The organism is Mesorhizobium sp. M7A.F.Ca.CA.001.04.2.1 (assembly GCF_003998485.1).
GTDB lineage: Bacteria > Pseudomonadota > Alphaproteobacteria > Rhizobiales > Rhizobiaceae > Mesorhizobium > Mesorhizobium ciceri.
On sequence record NZ_RZQT01000106.1, the window covers coordinates 1 to 20,117 of the forward strand.

At 60.6% G+C, this 20,117-nt stretch carries 16 protein-coding genes and 1 pseudogene; 14 read left to right on the plus strand and 3 right to left on the minus strand.

Annotation, left to right across the window (positions count from 1 at the left end):
• Window positions 1-149: 149 nt before the first annotated feature.
• Window positions 150-1,151 carry a LacI family DNA-binding transcriptional regulator gene (locus EN955_RS25795; protein ID WP_024505477.1) on the minus strand — a complete coding sequence of 334 codons (1,002 nt, stop codon included), beginning with the start codon at window positions 1,149-1,151 and terminating at the stop codon, window positions 150-152.
• Between the two features lie 36 nt (window positions 1,152-1,187).
• Window positions 1,188-2,186: a 4-hydroxythreonine-4-phosphate dehydrogenase PdxA gene (locus EN955_RS25800; RefSeq protein WP_024505476.1), complete on the minus strand. Its 999-nt coding sequence runs from the start codon at window positions 2,184-2,186 to the stop codon at window positions 1,188-1,190.
• 86 nt (window positions 2,187-2,272) lie between these two features.
• Between EN955_RS25800 and EN955_RS25805 the strand changes: the two genes are divergently transcribed.
• The 12 genes from EN955_RS25805 to EN955_RS25860 all read left to right on the plus strand — a co-directional run bounded on the left by EN955_RS25805 (window position 2,273) and on the right by EN955_RS25860 (window position 16,194).
• Window positions 2,273-3,784 carry an aldehyde dehydrogenase family protein gene (locus EN955_RS25805; RefSeq protein WP_024505475.1) on the plus strand — a complete coding sequence of 504 codons (1,512 nt, stop codon included), beginning with the start codon at window positions 2,273-2,275 and terminating at the stop codon, window positions 3,782-3,784.
• 16 nt (window positions 3,785-3,800) lie between these two features.
• The gene (gene mmsB / locus EN955_RS25810; protein WP_024505474.1) at window positions 3,801-4,730 is read left to right on the plus strand and encodes a 3-hydroxyisobutyrate dehydrogenase; all 930 of its coding nucleotides are present in this window, start codon (window positions 3,801-3,803) and stop codon (window positions 4,728-4,730) included.
• Window positions 4,727-6,034 carry a histidinol dehydrogenase gene (gene hisD, locus EN955_RS25815; RefSeq protein WP_024505473.1) on the plus strand — a complete coding sequence of 436 codons (1,308 nt, stop codon included), beginning with the start codon at window positions 4,727-4,729 and terminating at the stop codon, window positions 6,032-6,034. The genes mmsB and hisD overlap by 4 nt, the downstream gene beginning before the upstream one ends.
• A 102-nt stretch (window positions 6,035-6,136) precedes the next feature.
• A complete protein-coding gene (locus EN955_RS25820) occupies window positions 6,137-7,021 on the plus strand; it encodes an amidohydrolase family protein (protein ID WP_032899712.1) in 885 nt (294 codons plus the stop codon).
• Window positions 7,008-7,931: an NAD(P)-dependent oxidoreductase gene (locus EN955_RS25825; RefSeq protein WP_050580541.1), complete on the plus strand. Its 924-nt coding sequence runs from the start codon at window positions 7,008-7,010 to the stop codon at window positions 7,929-7,931. Before EN955_RS25820 ends, EN955_RS25825 begins: the two co-directional genes overlap by 14 nt.
• Entirely contained in the window at window positions 7,921-8,835 is a 915-nt protein-coding gene (locus EN955_RS25830; protein WP_024505470.1) for an NAD(P)-dependent oxidoreductase, read from the plus strand. The genes EN955_RS25825 and EN955_RS25830 overlap by 11 nt, the downstream gene beginning before the upstream one ends.
• Window positions 8,836-8,858: 23 nt before the next feature.
• Window positions 8,859-9,608, plus strand: a complete 750-nt coding sequence (locus EN955_RS25835; RefSeq protein WP_024505469.1) for an SDR family NAD(P)-dependent oxidoreductase — start codon at window positions 8,859-8,861, stop codon at window positions 9,606-9,608.
• Window positions 9,609-9,830: 222 nt separating this feature from the next.
• Window positions 9,831-10,286 carry a hypothetical protein gene (locus tag EN955_RS25840; RefSeq protein ID WP_127218737.1) on the plus strand — a complete coding sequence of 152 codons (456 nt, stop codon included), beginning with the start codon at window positions 9,831-9,833 and terminating at the stop codon, window positions 10,284-10,286.
• A 25-nt stretch (window positions 10,287-10,311) separates the two neighbouring features.
• A complete protein-coding gene (locus EN955_RS25845) occupies window positions 10,312-11,199 on the plus strand; it encodes an N-acyl homoserine lactonase family protein (RefSeq protein WP_024505467.1) in 888 nt (295 codons plus the stop codon).
• 12 nt (window positions 11,200-11,211) lie between these two features.
• A complete protein-coding gene (locus EN955_RS25850; protein WP_081714439.1) occupies window positions 11,212-12,288 on the plus strand; it encodes an ABC transporter permease in 1,077 nt (358 codons plus the stop codon).
• Window positions 12,289-12,376: 88 nt separating this feature from the next.
• On the plus strand, window positions 12,377-13,570 hold the full coding sequence (locus tag EN955_RS25855) for a substrate-binding domain-containing protein (RefSeq protein ID WP_164752868.1): 1,194 nt from the start codon (window positions 12,377-12,379) through the stop codon (window positions 13,568-13,570).
• An 80-nt stretch (window positions 13,571-13,650) separates the two neighbouring features.
• The gene (locus EN955_RS25860) at window positions 13,651-16,194 is read left to right on the plus strand and encodes an ATP-binding cassette domain-containing protein (protein ID WP_024505464.1); all 2,544 of its coding nucleotides are present in this window, start codon (window positions 13,651-13,653) and stop codon (window positions 16,192-16,194) included.
• Window positions 16,195-16,388: 194 nt separating this feature from the next.
• Here EN955_RS25860 and EN955_RS25865 read toward each other — a convergent pair.
• Window positions 16,389-16,731 (minus strand): annotated as a pseudogene (locus EN955_RS25865) (transcriptional regulator); the annotation flags it as partial.
• Window positions 16,732-17,278: 547 nt separating this feature from the next.
• Here EN955_RS25865 and EN955_RS25870 point away from each other — a divergent pair.
• Window positions 17,279-18,898, plus strand: coding sequence for a phospholipase D-like domain-containing protein (locus tag EN955_RS25870; RefSeq protein ID WP_245467571.1), 1,620 nt, complete (start codon window positions 17,279-17,281; stop codon window positions 18,896-18,898).
• Window positions 18,899-19,091: 193 nt separating this feature from the next.
• Window positions 19,092-19,718 (plus strand): acetyl-CoA C-acyltransferase, encoded by a 627-nt coding sequence (locus tag EN955_RS25875; RefSeq protein WP_024505462.1) that lies wholly within the window; start codon window positions 19,092-19,094, stop codon window positions 19,716-19,718.
• Window positions 19,719-20,117 lie beyond the last annotated feature (399 nt).

Consider the following 20,117-nt stretch of genomic DNA (forward strand, 5'->3'; position numbering starts at 1 on the left):
GCCCAGCTCCCGTAATGAGCGCTCGTTTTCCGTCCAGCCTGAAATTTGGCGCGACTTGATTTTCCTCCATAAATCTCTCTCCATTTGTTTGAAATTGGGAATACGTATGCGCACGCATTTGCTAAATTAGTATCCTGGCGTTGATCAGTTCAGGCGGTTGCAGGACCAATGTTGGTAGAGCCGCGAATGATCAGTTCGCCGGGTATGCGAATAGCCGCTGGTGGAAAGTCTGCCGGATCAAACAGCAGGGAGAGCGACCGCCCCACCATCGCCTCGATCGGCTGGCGGAAGGTGGTGAGGTCGTATGCCGGCCAGGCGGCCGAGGGAATGTCATCGAAGCCCACGATGGAAACATCGCGCGGAACTTTCAACCCAAGCCCGAAGCGCGCGGCATCCAACGCGCCAAGCGCCATGACATCGGCGATACAGAAGATGGCGTCCGGGGGAGTCGGGCCGGACAGCAGATTGATCGCTGCCCTGTAACCCCCGCCATAGGTGTTTTCGCCGAATTGCTCGCCAATGATTTGGACTCCATGGCGGCGCAATTCATCCTGAAAGCCGGCGCTACGTTCACGGTGGGTCGACGTATCAGGGCGGCCCCCTATAAGGGCTATACGCCTATGCCCTGCGGCAACAAGAAGGGCGGCAACTTCCATAGAAGCGGACCTGTTCTCGCAGCACACTGAATTGATCGAAAAGTCGTCGACGGAGCGGTTGAACAGAACCACCCGGGTGTTCCTGTTGTGCAGGATGTCGCGCATTCGCGACGACAACACAGCTGACGTGACGATCAAACCGTCGATCTCGTACTGAAGCATCGATGGCAGCACGTCATCGACTTCGAAACCCTTGGGCACGGAAAGCAACAGGAGCTGCTTGCCCATGGCGTTGAGCTTCTGGGTGTAGATTTCCAGGACGGCCGGGTAGAACGGATTGAGGATATCGGCCATGATCAGGCCAACCATATTCGTCTTCTTCGTCTGCAGGCTTCGCGCGATCCCATTTGGCGTATAGCCCAAGCGCTCCGCCGTCTTGCGAATCTTTTTCTTTGTCTCCTCTGAAATCCTCCCGTCGCCGGCGAGTGCGCGAGACACTGTCGATTGCGATACGCCAGCCTCCCGCGCGACATCCACCGAAGTTGACCGTCTCATGCATTGGATCCTTGCGCAAATCAGCTTTTGCGCCTGTTATGCTGCCTTGCGCGTAGCAATAGCAAGACGATGCGCGAGATCAAACGCTGCTGTCAGGCCGGCGGGGTCGGCGCGATTTTGGCCGACAATGTCGTAGGCTGTTCCTTGCGAGGCGGTAACGATTGGCAGCGGCAATCCGCCAAGAACGGTCGAGGTGTTGGCGAAACCGAGTGTCTTCAGCGCGATCTGGCCCTGATCGTGGAACATGGTGATGATCAAGTCGAGCTTCTCCGGCCCCACACGCAGAAAGACGGTATCGGCCGGATAGAGGCCGGCGACATCGTATCCAAGCTCCTTTAGCCTTTCGATAGCGGGGAGGATAATCTCGATCTCCTCAGTGCCCATTGCGCCGCCTTCTCCCAAATGCGGGTTAAGGCCGGCAACGGCTATTCTCGCACGTTTGCCGCTTGATGATTCGACCGCCTTGGCGCCGGCCACCGTGGCCGCAATGATGGACTCCACGGAGATGTTGTCGGCCACGGCGCGAAGCGGGATATGCGAGGTTACGCGGGCCGTCCAGAGAGCCCCCTGGTTATTCATTTCGCAACAGAAGCCGGTAACCCCGAGGCGACTTGAGAAAAAATGCAGTTCGTCGATCGCCTTGTGACCGGCCAGCCACATCGCCTGTTTGTTGAGCGGACCATAGACAATCGCATCGAGCTGCCCTGCCCCGGCCGCGTCCGCTGCACTCTCCAGCGCCGCGAGCGTGGCAGTTCCGCCCTCCGCGCTCGCCACACCGGGTTTGTAGCCGTCTCGATCCAGCCCTGAAATCAGCGCCACGCCGCCACGCTCCGGAATCGATGAGACGCTATCGACGACCGGGATTTCAGCATCGAGACCAGCGATTCGCATTCCGTCGCGAAAGCTCCCTTTCCCACAAAAGACGGCAACGCGAAGGTCACTCTGGCGCCCTTTTGCATTGACCAATTTGGCACAAAGTTCCGGACCGACACCGGATGGGTCTCCAGCGACGAGGCCGATTGTTGTCACAGACATTTCTCACTCCTGTTTGACAAACTCATTTCAAATGTCTAACAGAGTGCATACGTATGCTCAATCAAAAACGACAGAAGCCATTTCGTATGAACGCCTTTGCAATAGACTCCCTTGAAGCGCGCATCGGCGCGCAAACCACGGAAGCGAGACGACTTTCGGGCCAGATCGTCTGCGGCGGCGGCTTGAGAAAAGCGCTCACAACCGCGCAATTCGATATCGAGAACCCCGCCACCGAAGAGATCATCGGCTCCGCGCCACGCTGCGGCATAGAGGATGTCAATTCTGCGGTGGATGCGGCTTCCCTTGCGTTCCGGTCTTGGTCGGCAACGCCGGCGAGAGAGCGCGGCGCCCTGCTCATGCGGGCAGCCGATCATCTCGACGGCTTCCGTGAAGACATTGCCCGGCTCTCGTCGCTGGAGACTGGTAACGCACTTCCAACCCAATCGCGCAATGAAGCCGGCACCATGGTCGACATCCTGCGTTATTTCGGTGGCCTGGCTGGCGAGATCAACGGCCAGACCTATCCGCCCGATCCTGGCCGGCTGCTCTATACGCGACGCGAGGCGCTTGGTGTCGTTGGCGCGATCATTCCGTGGAATGCACCGCTGATGCAGCTTGCCAGCAAGATCGCCCCGGCACTCGCCGCGGGCAACACCGTCGTGCTAAAGCCGGCCGAGCAAGCACCCTTGGCAGTGCTTCGGGTGTTCGAACTGCTGCAGGCGGTTCTGCCACCCGGCGTCGCGAACGCAATCACCGGGCTCGGCGAGGAAGCAGGTCGCCTGCTTTGCCAACATCCGGCTGTACGCAAGATCAGCTTCACCGGATCGAGCGCGGTCGGCGCCATGATCATGCACTACGCCGCCGACAAGATCGTTCCAGTCACAGCCGAACTCGGCGGCAAGAATCCGAACATCGTCCTGGCCGATGCCAATATCGATCGCGCGGCCCGTGGCATTTTGCAGGGGCTCCGGCTTCAGCGTCAGGGCCAGTCGTGTTCCGCCGGTACGCGGATCTATATCCACGACGCCATTTATGATGCGGTGATCGAGCGCGTGCTGGCCGGCATTACGTCTTTTCGGGTTGGAAACCCGCTGGATGAAGCGACACAGGTGGGCTGTATCGTATCGCGCAAGCAGTTCGATCGTGTCGAACGCTACATCGAAATGGCGCGGCAGACGCCCGGCGCCCGTATCCTTTGCGGCGGCCAGCGTCCCGAAGGTCTGGACAAGGGTTACTACTACTCGACGACGCTGATCGAGGGCGTTCCCGCAAGCTCACCCGTTTGCCGTGACGAGATCTTCGGGCCGGTCGCGACTGTCTCACGCTTTACCGATTTCGAGACCGTGCTGCAGGAGGCCAACGATACGCCTTACGGCCTCGCGGCAACGATTTTCACGGAAAACCTCCCGGCGGCGTTCGACTTCGTGTCGCGCATCGACGCCGGCTTCGTGCAGGTCAACCAGTTTGCCGTCGCGGAAGCCAACATCGAATATGGGGGGACGAAAATGAGCGGCATGGGGCGTGAACTCTCGCTGGCGAGCATGATCCAGCATTTCACCTGGTCGAAGACCGTCATCGTCAACACGTCGGCTGCCTGACCGGGAGAATGCTCAAGTGAAAACCGTCGCTTTCCTTGGTCTTGGCAATATGGGTCAACCAATGACCCGCAATCTGGTCCAAGCCGGCTTTCCAGTCATCGGCTTCGACCCGTCTTCGGTCGCACAGGACGCGGCTGAGAAGCAGGGCGTGAAACGTGCCACCTCCGCCGCCGAGGCGGCTTCATCGGCCGATGTGGTTATCACCATGCTTCCGACCGGAGACAATGTCCGCGACGCCTATCTTGGAGCGTCGGGTGTCATCGCGGCATCCCGCAAGGGTGCGCTCTTGATGGATAGCAGCACGATTTCATCGACCGTCACGGTGGAAATCGCCGCTGCCGCCCGCGCCGCCGGCCGGCGCATGATCGATGCACCGGTTTCAGGCGGGACGCCGCGCGCCCATTCCGGCACTTTGACTTTCATGGTCGGCGGCGAGGCCACGGATGTCGAGCATGCCCGCCCTCTCCTGGAAGCAATGGGACAGCGCATCTATCATGTCGGGGCTTCGGGAGCGGGCCACACGGCGAAGCTCTGCAACAACATTCTGTCCGGAATATGCATGGCGGGAACTGTCGAGGCGCTGGCACTCGGTGTCGCCAATGGTCTCGACCCAGCAATCCTCAGCGATGTGATGCGCAACTCCTCGGGCAACAATTACGCGCTCGAGCGCTATCACCCATTCCCGGGCCTGATGGAGAATGTGCCCTCTGCCAACGGTTTTGCCGGCGGTTTCCGCTCGGATTTCCAGTTGAAGGACATGCGGCTCGCCAAGGAACTGGCGAACAGCTCGAAAGTCCTGGCAGCGATGGGAAATCTGGCAACAGAGCTCTTCGCCATCCATTGCCAGAATGGACATGCCGGCGAGGATTACTCGAGCATCATCAAACTGGCGCTCGATCTCGACAGCTACTTCGAAGGCAGGACGACGGAAGGGGCGACCAAGTGATCCGCAAACTCAAAGAGGGGCGCGATCCGAGCGCCGTGGCAGCCGATCAGGCCACCGTCAGAGCCACTGTAGAGGGCATCATCGCAGATGTCCGTGCGCGTGGCGATGTTGCGGTGCGCGAGCTTTCGATCCGCTTCGACAAATGGGACCGCAAGGATTTTCGCCTTACCGATGCGGAAATACGCGCCTGCCTTGCGGAACTGTCCGAACAGAACCTGAGCGACATCCGCTTCGCGCAGGAACAGGTTCGCAACTTCGCGCAGCATCAGCGCGAAGCGTTGCGCGATATCGAGATCGAGACCCTGCCGGGCGTTGTTCTTGGGCACAAGAACATCCCCGTTCAGTCCGTCGGCTGCTATGTGCCAGGCGGAAAATATCCATTGCTGGCCTCGGCCCATATGTCGGTCATCACGGCCAAGGTTGCCGGCGTGCCGCGCATCTTCACGGCTGCGCCGCCTTACGAGGGGCGACCTGCCGCGGCGATCGTTGCGGCCCAGCACCTGGCAGGCGCGGATGAAATCTACTGTCTCGGCGGTGTGCAGGCCGTAGCCGCCATGGCACTGGGCACACAAAGCATCCAGTCCGTTGCCATGCTGGTCGGTCCAGGCAACGCCTTTGTGGCGGAAGCCAAGCGCCAGCTCTATGGGCAGGTCGGCATCGATCTCTTCGCCGGTCCGACGGAAACCCTGGTCATTGCCGATGACAGCGTCGACGCCGAGCTATGCGCGACCGACCTTCTCGGCCAAGCCGAGCATGGTCCCAACTCACCGGCAGTCTTGCTGACCAATTCAGAGGCCCTCGCCAAAGCCACGATCGCAGAGGTCGAAAGGCTGCTGAACATCCTGCCGACTGCCGTAGTCGCCCGTCGCGCATGGGAGGATTACGGCCAGGTGATCCTGTGTTCGACAGAGGACGAAATGGTCGGTGAAGCAAACCGCATCGCATCGGAACATGTGCAGGTGATGACTCGCGATCCGGATATCTTCCTCGAGCGGATGACGAACTACGGGGCGCTGTTTCTCGGGCCGCGAACCAATGTCGCCTATGGCGACAAGGTGATTGGAACCAACCACACGCTGCCGACGGCGGGAGCCGCCCGTTACACCGGCGGCCTTTGGGTCGGCAAGTTCCTGAAGACCGTTACCTATCAACGCGTCCTGACCGATGAGGCCTCGGCAATGATCGGCGAATACTGTTCGCGCCTTTGCATACTTGAAGGATTCGCCGGCCATGCCGAGCAGGCAAACGTTCGTGTCCGTCGCTATGGCGGGCGCAACGTCCCCTATGCGGCCGCCGCTGAATAAATCGCGATAAATCGCGGCGACGACTGCGGATGCCGGAAGAGGAGCTGGCATCCAATCTGAGACGGGTCGTCCCGAGACGGAGAGGAGACAGACGTGACTGATATGCCGATGGTGGATGCTCACGTCCACTTCTGGAATCCCGAGCAGAACTATTATCCGTGGCTCAACGATCGGCCGCTGATCCCATTCCGCTATGGCGACTACTCCTCGATATGCCGGCCGTATCTGCCGGCCGACTACAAGCGGGACGCTGCCGGCCACCACGTTGTCAAGACGGTCTATATCGAAGCCGAGTGGGATCCGAGTGATCCAATCGGCGAGATGGATTATATCGCCTCCCTTCGTCGTGAGACGGGGTGGCCTAACGTCGCGGTCGGCCAGGCATGGCTCGACCGGGGCGACCGCGCCCGGGTGCTGGAGCGGCTGGCCGGTTTCGACTTCGTACGCGGCCTGCGTCACAAGCCGAAATCCAATCCCAAGCCGGGCTCAGCCGCTCCAGGCAGCATGGTCGACCCGCATTGGGTCGAAGGTTTCGCCATGCTGTCCAGCTATGGTTTGCGGTTCGATCTGCAGACACCATGGTGGCATCTGCACGAGGCGTGCACGCTCGCCGACCGCTTCCCGCAGACGCAGATCATTCTGCTGCATTCAGGGCTGCCGGCCGATCGCAGTGCCGAGGGGATTGCCGGCTGGAAAGCGGCAATGACCGAATTCGCCAAGCGGCCGAACGTGGCGGTGAAGATCTCCGGCATCGGCCTGCCTGACCAGCCTTGGACGGTCGCCAACAACCGCGACATCGTAAGGTCGATCATCGAGATTTACGGCGTCGAGCGCTGCATGTTCGGGAGCAATTTCCCGGTCGACAGTGTGTGCGGCACGCTCGATGAGATCTTTGGTGGCTACAAGGAGATCACGGCGGATCTCGGACCCGAAGCGCAAAAGCGCCTGTTCCACGACAATGCGGTCCAATTCTATGACATCCGGTAAGCCGCGCCTTGCCTATATCGGCGTCGGCCTGATGGGCGGACCCATGGCTGCGCGCCTTGCAGGGCTTGGCTACAAGCTACGAGTCTTCGACGCGGATGCCGGCCGGCAAGCTGCGGCTATGGCTTCGGGTGCAGTTGGCGCTGCGTCGCCAAAAGACTGTGTCGAGGACGCGGATCTCGTGCTCCTCAACCTGCCGTCGCAGGCGGCAGTCGAAACCGTGGTGTTTGGCCAAGCGGGCCTGTCGGATGCTCTGCTGTCACCGCAGATCGTGGTGGATTTCTCAACCGTGTCGCCGGATTTCTGCCGGTCCATCGGTTGGCGCGTCCAAGCGGCCACGGGATGCGAATGGATCGACGCTCCGGTTTCGGGTGGTCCCTCGGCGGCAGGCGAAGGCACACTGACAATCATGGCCGGCGGCTCGGATTGGGGGATCGCACGAATCCGTTCCTTGATCCAGGACATCGGCCGCCAGTTCACCCATGTCGGACAGACAGGCATGGGTTCGGTTGCCAAGATGATCGCGCAGCTCGTGGTCGGCACGAATTATGCTGTTCTGGCCGAAGCCGTGCGCCTCGCTGAAGCGGCAGGAATGGATGCCGCGCTGCTGCCTGAATGCGTGAAATACGGCCATGCCGACGGCGTTCTGATGCAACAGCTCTATCCACGTATCGCCGCACATGATTTCGCGCCGCGGGCCTATGCGCGTCAGTTGCTGAAAGACCTCGACATGGTGCAGGAGCTCGCCCGTAGTTCGGGCACAGCAACCCCAATGTCCGGCCAAGCCGCCCAGCTCTTTCGTCTGCTTGTCACCGCCGGCCACGGCGACATCGACGGCACCGGCATCTATCGCCTCTACGAAGGCGCGCCGTCACATCTTACAGCGATCGGGGAGAGCGCGCGTGCCCAGTAATTCTTACGGATTCATCGGTCTCGGTGCGATGGGCATGCCCATGGTCAGCAAGGCTCTGGCAGCCCAGCTCAACGTCCACATTTTCGATACCAACGCTGCGGCCGTCGATGTCCTTGTCGCGCAGGGAGCAAAGCGGCAAGACAGCGCCGCCGCGGTCGCCAACGCGGTCGAGACGGTCTTCGTCAGCCTGCCAAACGCGCCGATCGTCGAGGCCGTCGCGCTGGGTGAGGCCGGCCTTATCCATGGCAAACGCATCAAGCACTATATCGATCTCTCGACCACCGGCCCGACAATGGCGCGCAAGGTCGGTGATGCGATGGCGGAACGCGGCGTATCTGTGCTGGATGCGCCCGTCAGCGGCGGACCAATCGGCGTCCGCAACGAGACGCTGGCGGTCATGGCGTCGGGGTCGGAGCAGACACTGGAACGGGCACGACCGTTCCTGGCGACATTTGCAAAGACTTTTGTCCATCTCGGCCCGGACGTCGGCAAGGCACAGATCCTCAAGCTCGCCAATAATCTTCTCACCGCAACCAGCATGGTGATCGTCGGCGAAGCGCTGGCATTCGCCGAAAAGGGCGGTATCGAGCCCGAGGATCTGTTCCGGATCATCAATGCCGGCTCCGGCCGGTCCTGGGTGTCGGAGATCGCCTATCCAAAGCATGTGGTGACACGCCGCTACGACCAGAATTTTCGCACCGAGCTCATGCACAAGGACGTGACACTTTGCATGCAGGAAGCCGAGCGTATGGGCGTGCCAATGTGGCTCGGGGCCAACGTCCGCCAGTTCTGGCAGTTCGCCATGACGCAAGGCATGGCCGACGCCGATTGCTCGCGCATCGCGGCCCTCATCGAGGGTTGGGCAGGCCTGAATATCGAAGACGCGGCCGAGGCCGCCGAATGAATTCATATGGGGAGGAGTACACCGTGATGCTGAACGACAAGACCGCCATTATCACAGGCGCCGCCTCGCCGCGCGGCATAGGCAAGGCCACGGCCCGGCGGCTTGCCGCGCAGGGCTGCCGCGTGGCGATCTTCGACCTCGACGAAGAGGCCGCCATGAATGCGGCCCGCGACATCGGCTCCGAACACATCGGCGTGGCTTGCGATGTCCGGGATCCTGCTTTTTGCCGCAAGGCAGTTGGTGACGTCATGGCCCGCTTCGGACATGTCGACATCCTGGTCAACAATGCCGGCATCAGCCAACCAGACCGGCTGATGGATATCACCCAGGAGAATTTCGACCTGGTCATCGATTCCAGCCTGCGTGGCAGCCTGAACATGGCCCAGGCTACCGTGCCTTCGATGATTGAACGGCGCTCCGGCGCGATCGTTTCGATCGGCTCGATCGCGGCCCAGATCGGCGGCGGCATTTTCGGCGGGCCGCATTATTCCGCAGCCAAGGGCGGCATCCACAGCCTCACCAAGTCGATGGCGCGTGAACTGGCGCAGCACAATATCCGCGTCAACGCGATAGCCCCCGGCACGATCGACACGGACATCTTTGGCGACAAGCTGACCGAAGACAAGCGGCGCGACATCGTCGTGAACATCCCGCTGGGCCGGCTCGGGACGGCTGACGATATCGCAAAAGCCTGCCTGTTCCTGGTCTCGGACCTGTCCGACTACGTGACGGGACTCATTCTCGACGTGAACGGCGGCCGATTCATGCACTGAAAAGACAGTCCGCACGGGCCTGCGGATCGATGCGACGACGAACATTGGAGGCGACGCATGCTTACGATCAATTCCGGACAAGACGAGGCTCCGCTTGCGGGTGGGGCGGTGCCTCTACCGTTTTGTCGCGAATTTCCAGCGCTTTCGTCAGGGATCGAAGGCGTGCATCGTCCCACCTGTTCCATATGGGACACCCCCCGCGAGTACCAGCCCGATGCCTTGTTGAAGTCAGGGATTAAGGATGAAGTGCTTGCCTCCTACCTGTCAGACACACGCCCGCTCTATGACGCCGCCAAGCGTTGCGTTGGCCAGCTTTCGGGAATCCTGCTTCTGCTCCAGACCGACAGCCTCGACCGCAACCGCAACGATCTCTTGCTGGCGTCGGTGACAAGGCAGTTGCGCGAGGCAACCGACCGTCTGGGTGCGGTGAAGGCGCCGCCGAAAGCGGCCCGCCACCAAGCCGCGCTCGCCGATCTGCTAGTGCTTCTCGGCCGGATACTCTCGCGGCTTGATCGTCTTGCCGATCTCATTGATCCGGCAAGTCCCGATCTCGATGCCGTCGTTGACGCGCTTTTTTTCGCGCAGCGGTCGCTGCGGATGGTTTCGGAACCTTCCGCCGGACTGACGCCCGTGGATTTCACGGCGGCCTGCTGCAACTGCCGACCCGCGAAAAACTAACCGTCTGGATCAAGGGAGGAAACCGGTGTCACTCTATTCGATCTACGTCCTCGAATACGGCTACGTGCCCGAATACCACAAGAGCGGCGTCATCTACGGCGCTCACAATGAAGGCTATGTCAAGCTGCCCTACTGCTACGCCGTCATCAAGGGAGACGGTTGGGCCGCGATGGTCGACGTCGGTTACAACGACCGCGACTACGGGAACTATCTTGGCACGCTGTTCAATGTCCAGAACTGGCGCGGACCGCGCGAGGTTCTTGCCGAAATCGGATTGACGCCGGAAGACATCAACGCGGTCTTTATCACGCACGCGCATTTCGATCATTTCGGCAATGTCGATGCATTTCCCAATGCCACCTTCTACGTCCAGAAGAAGGAACTGCAGGAATGGATCTGGGCAATGTCGCTGCCGGACCGCATGCGCTGGATCCTGTCCGGCATCGATACGGCGGATATCCTGCGCGGTGTGCAGCTGGCGCGCGACAAACGCCTCATCGCGGTCGATGGCGCCATGGAAAACGTCTTCCCCGGCATCGATCTTCACGTCGCCTATGACAGCCACACCTTCGCATGCATGTGGGTGACGGTGCGCAATGATGGCAAGACGGATTCCCAGGACACCTGGGTGCTTGCCGGTGATCTTGTTTACCAGTTCGAGAACCTGAACGGCGCCTCCGAACAGCTCAAGATCGACGACATGTATCTCCCGGTCGGCCTTGCCACCGGCAGCCAGATCAATCTGATCATGGCCACCGAAGCCATGATGAAACAGGTCGGCCATGAGTCTCGACGGGTCATACCCGTTCACGAGTCGCGGCTTGAACAGACATTCCCGTCCCGGCTCTCCAGCCAGAAGCTGCGCATCAGCGAAATCTGTCTGGCCAGCGGAGCAAGATCCGCACTGCTTTAACCAACAAGTTCAATGCCGCGAATCCGCAGAAGGACAAAACACGTGGAAAAGCCTTCAGAGAAGCCAAAGCCGGTCACGGCCTTAGGAGAAGGTGCATCCGGACCGAGCAGTTGGTTTGCCTCAGCTGGCGGACCGACCGCGGGTATCGCGGCGGCAACGCTGGTCCTGTTCGTCTTCGGCGGCCTGATCGCCCCGCAGAGTCTTGGCACCGGAGCGATGAGCGGAATGCTTCCCTTTGCCGCGATCCTGGCCCTGGTCAGCCTGGGTCAGACACTCGTCATCCAGCAGGGCGGCATCGATCTGTCCGTACCGGGGATGGTTTCGCTCAGCGCTGTCATCGTCTGTTACTTCTCAGAGAGCCAACCGAATGCCGAGGGCAGTGTCGTCCTGGCACTCTTTTACGCTTTCGCCGCTGCAGCTGTAGCGGGGCTGATTAGCGGCCTGCTCGTCAGCAAGGTTCGTGTTGCGCCCATCGTGGCCACGATCGGCATGAACGCGCTGCTCTATGGCATGAACGTCAAGATTTCGGGCGGCACGCCGGTGTCGGTACCCGGGTCGATAGCGGCATTCGCCAACGGCAAGATATTTGGCATCACGCAGCTCGCCTATTTGGCAGTAGCGATGGCTATTGTCGTCATTTTCGTCGTCAAGGCGACGACCTTCGGGCGCAATTTCGAGGCTGTCGGCGCAAACAGCCGGGCGGCACGCGCGGCGGGTATCGTCGCTGACCGCTACCAGATCGCCGCGTATGTGGGCGCGAGCCTGCTCTATGCGGCCGGCGGCATTCTGCTCGGCGGCCTTATGCAACTGCCAAGTCCGCAGCAGGGCGACAACTACCTGATGCCGTCGATCGCCGCGACGGTTCTGGGTGGAACCTCGCTGTTTGGCGGCAAGGGCAATCTGGCGGCGACCGTGATCGCCGCGCTCTTTCTCACACAGCTTCAGCAGTTGGTGCTGACGACGGGCGCCAGCATCGGCGTTCAATACCTTTTTCAAGGTGCCGCGATCCTGGTCGGGGTCGGCATCTATGGTCTGAATTTTCGTAATCTCAGGCGTGCAATCAGCCTGAGGAACAGGTCGACCGCATGATGTCGGCGGCCAAGGGAATAAAAAGTTTCAACGCTGTCCACCACGGGCAGGTTGGAGAACCGCAACCAAACTTCGTTGGGAGGAAATGATGAAGTCTTGTCTTGGAATAAACCTGTTATCGGGCGCAACGCTCGCCCTGTCGGCCTTTGCAACTGTCTCACCGCTGTCGGTCACGCAAGCCGGCGCCGCGGATTGGTGCAAGGGCATCGCCGGCGGTGTCTTCTGCGCCGAACCGGCGGCGACACCACCGAGCTTTTGCGGAACGAAGGAGATTTCTGTCGCGCTGGCAGATGGCTTCGCCCAGAACCCCTGGCGGCAGATGACGACGGCCGCAGCGATCAACGAGGCCAGCCAGTGCCCGAACGTCACCGGCTGGGATCACACAGACGGGCAAGGTAACACTCAGAAGGCGATTTCCGACCTCAGCGGTCTCGCAGCGCGCGGCGTCAACGCCATTGTCGTGTTCCCCGATGCCGGCCCAGCCATGTTGCCGGCGATCCGCGATGCCTTCAAGCAAGGCAGCACCGTCGTCCCCTACCGGGCCCGTGTCGGCGGCGAGGAAGGCAAGGATTACAGCGTTTTCGTCGGCACGAACTTCCACCAGGACGGCGTCGACTGGGGAAAATGGATGGCGAAGGCCCTCAACGGCAAGGGAAATGTCGCTTATCTCGGCGGACCTGCCGGAACCAGCCAGAGCCGTGAGCGCGCCGATGGCATCCTCGAAGCGTTCAAGGACTATCCGGGCATCGTCCAGATCGGGCAGAGGCCGTTCGAAGTGACGAATTGGGATTCCAGCATGGTCGCCAAATCACTGGGCGCGCTGATTGCCCAGTATCCGCAGATCGACGGTGTCATCGCCGACCTCAGCATGGGCGTTGTCGCCTCGGGCGTCTTCGAACGCGCCGGACGTCCACTTCCGCTTATTGCCGGTGAAGACGCCAATGTGTTCGGCTGCACCTGGAAGAAGCTGCATGACGCCGACGCGAAGTCCACCTTCCAGTACACGACAAACAGCGCCGAGCAGTGGAATGTTCGCCTGGCCGTGCGCTGGGCGATTGCCGAGGCCGCCGGCGGCAAGATGGATCAGCCGCTCGTCATAACCGATCCCAATGGCACCAAGCATACGGTGGCCGAGGCCGGTGTGAAGGAAGTGACGAACTTCCAGCTGGAGGATTCGCTTGCCGGAACGGTGTTCTGCAATCCAAAGCTCCCGGAATCCGCTTCGAATGGCACCAGCCTGACGGACGAACAAGTCCTGGCGGCCCTCAAGGGCGGTCTCTGATCTCAAGCAAAACGGGGCGGGCTCTGCCCGCCCCTTCATCCCCTCAAGGAGGATGATGGAGACACTTAGGAGGATCGAGCATGGCCACCGTCGAACAGCTTCAGCCTGACATGGCACCCCCGGCCGACGCGGTATCGGACGCCCCGTTGGGATTGCGCATGCAAGGCGTGTGGAAGCGTTTCGGCAATGTCGTCGCCGTGAAGGACATCTCGTTTGACGCGCGATGTGGCGAGGTTCATGCGCTTCTGGGAGAAAATGGCGCAGGCAAGTCGACATTGATGGGCATTGCCTCCGGGAATTTGAGCTTCGATCAGGGTTCGATCGAAATATGCGGACAAACTGTAGATCGCTTGAGCGCGGCACAGGCGCAACGGCTCGGGCTCGCCATCGTGCATCAGCACCCGGCAGTGCTTCCTGATCTGACGGTGGCTGAAAACCTGCTGCTTGCAGTTCCCGCAGCGCTTCGAACGGATTATGCGAATGCCAATGACTGGGTAGTCGCCCAACTCCATCGTGTTGGCTCTGCCGTTCATCCCAAGACCCGGCTGTGTGATGTCGACATAGCACAAAGCCAACTGATAGAACTTGCCAAGGCGCTTGCGATCGACCCGAAGATCCTCATTCTTGACGAACCCACCGCGGCTTTGACAGCCGACCTTGTCGATATCCTGTTTCGCAACGTGCGCCAAGCCGCGGCTCGCGGCGCGGCGGTCATCTACATTTCGCATCGGCTGCAGGAAATCAGACAGATCGCAGACACTGTCACCGTCATGCGTGACGGTGAAGTGAAGGGATCGGCACCTGTGCGCGATGTCAGCGATGACCAGATCCTCAACCTCATTGTCGGACGCACCGTTACCAAGCAATTTCCGCCCAAATCATCCGGTGTCATGAGTGGCGCAAGTGTTCTTGAGGTCAAAGGGCTTTCGGGCGCTGATTTCGTAGACATCAACATGTCGGCGCGTGGCGGCGAGATCGTTGGTATCGCCGGCATTACCGGAAACGGCCAGAGCGACTTCCTGCGTTCGCTGGCAGGTCTTGGAAATGCCCGTGGAGCCGTCACTCTGGATGGGAAGACCGTGCCGCTCGGCAACCCGGGTGCCGCTCGTAGTGCCGGCATTATCTATCTGTCTCCCGACCGCCAGCATGAAGGCCTTTTTCCCAGTCTTTCCGTGCGCGAAAACGGTACCATCTCGGCCCTGTCACGTTTCGCGAACTTTGGCGTCGTGGACCGTTCGCTCGAACGGCGGCAAATGGAAGCCCAGCGAGTGGACCTGAACATTCGCGCGGCATCGATCGAGCAGAATGTCGCCACGCTGTCTGGCGGGAACCAGCAAAAGACGATCCTATCACGAGCTCTCCTGGCACAGGCTTCACTCGTGCTGGCAGAGGAGCCGACAGCCGGGGTTGACGTGGGTGCCCGCGCCGAAATCTATCGCATCCTGCGTGACGTCGCTTCGCGTGGGACATTGGTGGTTATCGTCTCATCCGATATCGTCGAGCTTGAGGGCCTATGCGACCGCGTGCTGGTCTTCTCCCGTGGGCACGTCGTGGGCGAACTCTCAGGCCAAGACGTCAATGAGGCCAATATCGGCCGGACCATGATAACGGCCACCACCCATCGCAAGACCGACCAGCAAGGACGAGACAGATCCGGCACTACGCGCTCTTGGCTGCGAATGGTTGCCGCCGGCGACTATGTTCCAAGCTTCGTGCTTGCCGGGCTAATCGTGTTGCTGGGCCTGGTAGCGTCTGGCCACAACATTCGTTTCGTCTCAGGCTTCAACATCGAGAAGATCCTGTTCCTTTCCGCAGCACTGGCGTTCGTCTCCTTTGGCCAGATGTGCGCAGTGTTCACCGGCAGGATCGATCTGTCGGTCGGCCCGTTGATCGGCCTGAGCCTCGTCATCGCGTCATTCTTCCTGAATGAAGGTGCCGGCATGGGAACGATAATCGTTGGCGTGTTGGCCGTTTTTGGCGTCGCAGCCCTCGTCGGCCTGACCAACGGGACCTTGGTTCGATTCGGGAACTTCACCTCCGTCGCCGCGACGCTAGGGGTCTACATCATCATTCAGGGCATCTCGGTGTTGCTGCGGCCCTATCCCGATGGAGCCATCAGCGCCACCGTCATGGATACCATCAAAGCCACTATTGGCAGCATTCCGGTCGTGTTCATCGTCGCGTTGGTCCTGGCAATCATCCTCGAAGTCGGCTTGCGCTACAGCCGTTGGGGGATGAGCTTGCGCGCCGTTGGCTCTAACGAGAAGGCGGCGGCGCATATTGGTGTGCGCACAGGCTGGACCGTCGTCGGCGCGTTCATCGCCTGCAGCTTGCTCACAGCGCTTGGGGGCATGATGGTGGTGGCGCAGCTCGGCATCGGCGATCCCAATCAGGGCATCGAATACACGCTGGGCAGCATTGCCGCAGTGGTCCTCGGCGGAGCCAGTCTCTTTGGCGGACGCGGCAGTTTCATGGGCGTGCTGCTTGGCGCCGTCCTGATCCAGGAAGTCAATTCATCGATGGTTTTCCTGGGCCTGTCGCAAGCCTGGCAATATTGGTTCATCGGCCTGCTGACGCTGATCGCAGTGGCAGTCTATTCACAGGCCCGGTCAGCGTCCCATTGAGAGGCCGTGAAACGAACTGCCGCCGACTGGAGCACAACGACGAGTGCACGAAGATCCGAAAAAAAGGCGCGATATCTCCCCCAACCGCAGGTCGACGCTTCCAGTCACTTGATATGCGATCAATGTTCACGAATATCGCACAGATCAAAAATAGCTGGCGCCGATGCCGGCAAGCCCGATCGTCTTGCCGGCAAAAGCCGCATGCTTCGTTCGCTCCACTCGATGGCTCGCTCTGCTTTTCCGCTCCATCCGAGGACGACGCTGCCCAAAATGTAGGTCAGCGCCGATGACGGACTGATCGCGAGCGCAGCTTCCAAATACACTGAAAGCAGGACTGCGGTCATGTCCATCCATGCCGATCGAAAATCACGCGAGGGTCAATGCAGACGCATCGTCGTGCCCATGGAGGATGGCGGAGCGGGCATGACGTATCGAAGCGGCGCGGATCTGCAAGCCGCTGCGTAGGAAGAGGCAATGGTGGCACATCGCAGCGTTGCTATGCGCCAGCGCGTAGGCCGGATCGAGCTCGACGTGGCGAGCGGACTCTTACCGCTTATCGCGGTGCGCTCCGACAGGCACAGAATGTCCCACTTTTCGAGGGGGGTGGAAGAGAGTGGGACAAAAAAGTACAAAAAACCCAATTAAATCAATGGCACCGAAAGCCAATGGTGGACCCGGAGGACGTCTTAAAGTTGTTGATTCATTATCTTTTTCGTGGGCCAAAATCAGAAAGCTTCCCGTATCGTTCCGCATGCTCCCGTGACGCCAAATAGTAAACTTTAGCTAACCTCGGCGAACGTTCGGTGCCATGCTCTAGAATGACCGAATAGGGGCCGTAATCGGACTGGCTGTTCCTGGGCGGGCTCGGATTGGCAAGAGCGGACCTTCAACCCCGCGATCTACTGATGCTTGCGCGTTGCCTCGGTGAACTATAGCGCCATGTTTTCGCGAAGCATAAACAAACTCTTCTTTGTAACAAGACGTTCTGTTACTGTAGCCGCTGCGTTCTAGCAAAGCGGAGGGCGGCATGCGTGCATGGAATAGCAACGGGCCGATCGCGGTCACGGCGGTCGCTGGCACCTACGTGGTCACTCTGGGCTTCGACCTTGCCGAACTGGAATGCGAGAGCCTGCTGGGCTTTTCGGTCCACCGGATCGACCACGAGGAAAACGAAGCTTATTTCCTTGAGGGCATGAAGTGTTTCGCTGAAACCGATCCGGGATTTCCGGCGGGCGCGACCTACCCCACCAATGAGCAGCCCATCCAGAGCTTCCAATGGGCCGACTACACAGCAAAACCCGGGTACCGCTACACCTACACTATCACCGCGCTCAAAGGGTCGCCTTCCTCCCTCACCGCGTCAGCCGATGTCGCGGTGGAGGTGACGACGGAGAGCCCTGAGAACGGCGACCATGATGTCTACTTCAATCGCGGTGTGGCCGCTTCACAGGCTTACGTCGACCGTTTCGGCAATCGCCGGCCGGAACAGGTCCAGAATGGGCAAGCCTGGATCTGGCTGTCTCGGGGCCTCTTTGAGGCCATGGCCGCCTTCGTCAAGGAGACAGTGCCCGGCACGCACACGCTGCGCGTCGCAGCCTACGAGTTTCACTACGAGCCCTTCCTGAAATTGTTGAAGGACGCCATCAATCGCGGCGTGGATGTCGAGATCGTCTACGATGGCCGCAAGGCCAAGCCGGGGGACAAGAACCGCGAGGCAATCGCCAAGGTTGACGAAGCCGGAGGCGAGGCGCTCGCCAATCACTGCAAGGAGCGTAGGACCAACAAGTCGTACATCTCCCACAACAAGTTCATCGTGAAGCTGGAGAATGGCGCTGCCGTGTCGGTCTGGACGGGCGGCACGAACTTTTCGGATGGCGGCATCTTTGGCCACTCCAACGTCGCGCACGTGGTCGAAGATCCCGACACGGCCGACCTCTATCTCAAATACTGGACGGCCCTGCGCGAGGATCCGACCAATGGCAAACTTAACGGCATCACGGAGGACCTTACGCCCCTTCCCGCCATGCCGCCGCCGAGCGGAACGAGCGTCATCTTTAGCCCGCGCTCGGACCTCACCGCGCTGCAATGGTATGCAGACCTTGCCATGACTGGCCGCGAAGGCGTCTTTATGACATTTGCGTTCGGCATGCACGGTCTGTTCAAGGACGTCTATCGCAACAGCGCGGCCCCGTTTCGTCTTGCCTTGCTTGAGAAGGCGACCCGTCCGTTGGAGGAAGGCAGCCCGGAGCGCGAAGCGGAGGAGGAAGCTATCCAGCTCCTGCGCAACATGCCCGAGAATACCTTCGCCATCGGGTCGCTGATCGCCACCAACAAAATAGACGGCTGGGTCCAGGAACACCTGTCCGGATTGAACCGCAACGTCAAATACGTGCACAACAAGTTTATGCTGGTCGACCCGATGTCGGACAATCCCATGGTGGTCGCTGGCTCGGCGAACTTCAGTGACGCCTCGACTGACCAGAACGACGAGAACATGCTCGTAATCGTTGGCAACACGCGGGTCGCCGACATCTACCTCGGCGAATTCATCCGCCTCTATTCCCATCACGCCTTCCGCGAGTCGCTGGCTTGGCGCGATCCCGACGATCCACCCAAGCCTTTGCGGACCGATCGCTGGTGGTCGGACCACTTTAGAAACACGGAACGTTCCGTTCGCCGCCAATTCTTCGCCCGTCGATTCTAGAAGGGTCTCGTGACACGTGCCCGGTTGCCCGCCGTTTTGGTCGCCATGCTCATCGCCTCCATCGGCCAGGTTTCCGCTGCCGAAATACGCATCCCGAACTGAACGTCCAGAGGCTGGTCTATGCCGGAGATCCTCACACCGTCTTCCCGGACGACCACGTGCGCCAGCTAGGTGACTTCGTTGATTTGCGTGCATGGCGCGACAAGGTCGACGCGGGCGGCGGCAGTTCAACGATGAGATCGTCCCCGCCTCGATAAAGACCAGGCAAGGCGATGTCGTTGTCGACCGTGACGAGCATCCAAACCCCGCGACCACCCTCGAAGGACTTGCCCGGCTGAGGCCGGTCTTCGATCCGGCCGGGACAATCACGGCCGGCAACGCCTCCGGCCTCAACGATGGTGCTGCCGCCGTGCTGGTGATGTCGGAGACGCGGATGAACGAACTGGGACTAAAGCCCATGGCCCGCATCGCGGCCTATGGTTCGGCGGGTGTCGAGCCGATGGATATGGGGCTGGGTCCCGTCGCGGCCTCACGCCTTGCTCTGGAGAAGGCCGGCTGGCAGCCATCAGAGCTCGACGTCATGGAGATAAACGAAGCCTTTGCCGCACAGGCCATTGCGGTCAACCGAGAGATGGGCTGGAACGAGGAGATCATCAACATGAGCGGCGGCGCCCTCGCGCTCGGCCATCCGCTGGCCGGGTCCGGCTGCCGCATCGTAGTGACGCTGCTCCACGAGATGACGAGGCGCAAGGCCCGCAAAGGCCTGGCCTCACTTTGCATCGGCGGCGGCCAGGGCGTGGCGATCTGCCTGGAGCGGTGATCGAGACGTTGGTAGGCCATTGCACAATGGGCCTGGCACATCGATACGCCACCCGGCATATCAAATGAAAAGCCCTTTTGCGCACTGGCGGTGAGGGCCAGAATTTCGCGCCCATTGCACGACGAGTTTTTGCTTGTGAACGCGCTGGCGGCCTGTAGCTTCGCTCATTAGGCTGGTCCGACGGAGGCAGTTTGAAGGTGACGAGCGCGAGCACGATTGTCCAGGATACGGCATGCCGCTGAAGGCAGCCGCTCATATCGAAGCCATGTCCGCCTTCGCACTTGCGAATTTCGGCGGCTACGAGCGGACAACCCTTGCCCAGAATGAGAGCGCTTTTCCGCCCAGCCCCAGGGCGATCGCTGCCGGCCAGGACACGATTGCCCGCAGTCATCTCTATCC

Bases quoted from the DNA above. Each gene is read 5' to 3' on its own strand.
- EN955_RS25805 (WP_024505475.1), top strand. From the start codon at position 2,273: ATGAACGCCTTTGCAATAGACTCCCTTGAAGCGCGCATCGGCGCGCAA.
- EN955_RS25855 (WP_164752868.1), top strand. From the start codon at position 12,377: ATGAAGTCTTGTCTTGGAATAAACCTGTTATCGGGCGCAACGCTCGCC.
- EN955_RS25850 (WP_081714439.1), top strand. From the start codon at position 11,212: ATGCCGCGAATCCGCAGAAGGACAAAACACGTGGAAAAGCCTTCAGAG.
- EN955_RS25860 (WP_024505464.1), top strand. From the start codon at position 13,651: ATGGCCACCGTCGAACAGCTTCAGCCTGACATGGCACCCCCGGCCGAC.
- EN955_RS25875 (WP_024505462.1), top strand. From the start codon at position 19,092: ATGGCGCGACAAGGTCGACGCGGGCGGCGGCAGTTCAACGATGAGATC.
- EN955_RS25800 (WP_024505476.1), bottom strand. From the start codon at position 2,186: ATGTCTGTGACAACAATCGGCCTCGTCGCTGGAGACCCATCCGGTGTC.
- EN955_RS25795 (WP_024505477.1), bottom strand. From the start codon at position 1,151: ATGAGACGGTCAACTTCGGTGGATGTCGCGCGGGAGGCTGGCGTATCG.
- EN955_RS25825 (WP_050580541.1), top strand. From the start codon at position 7,008: ATGACATCCGGTAAGCCGCGCCTTGCCTATATCGGCGTCGGCCTGATG.
- EN955_RS25820 (WP_032899712.1), top strand. From the start codon at position 6,137: ATGCCGATGGTGGATGCTCACGTCCACTTCTGGAATCCCGAGCAGAAC.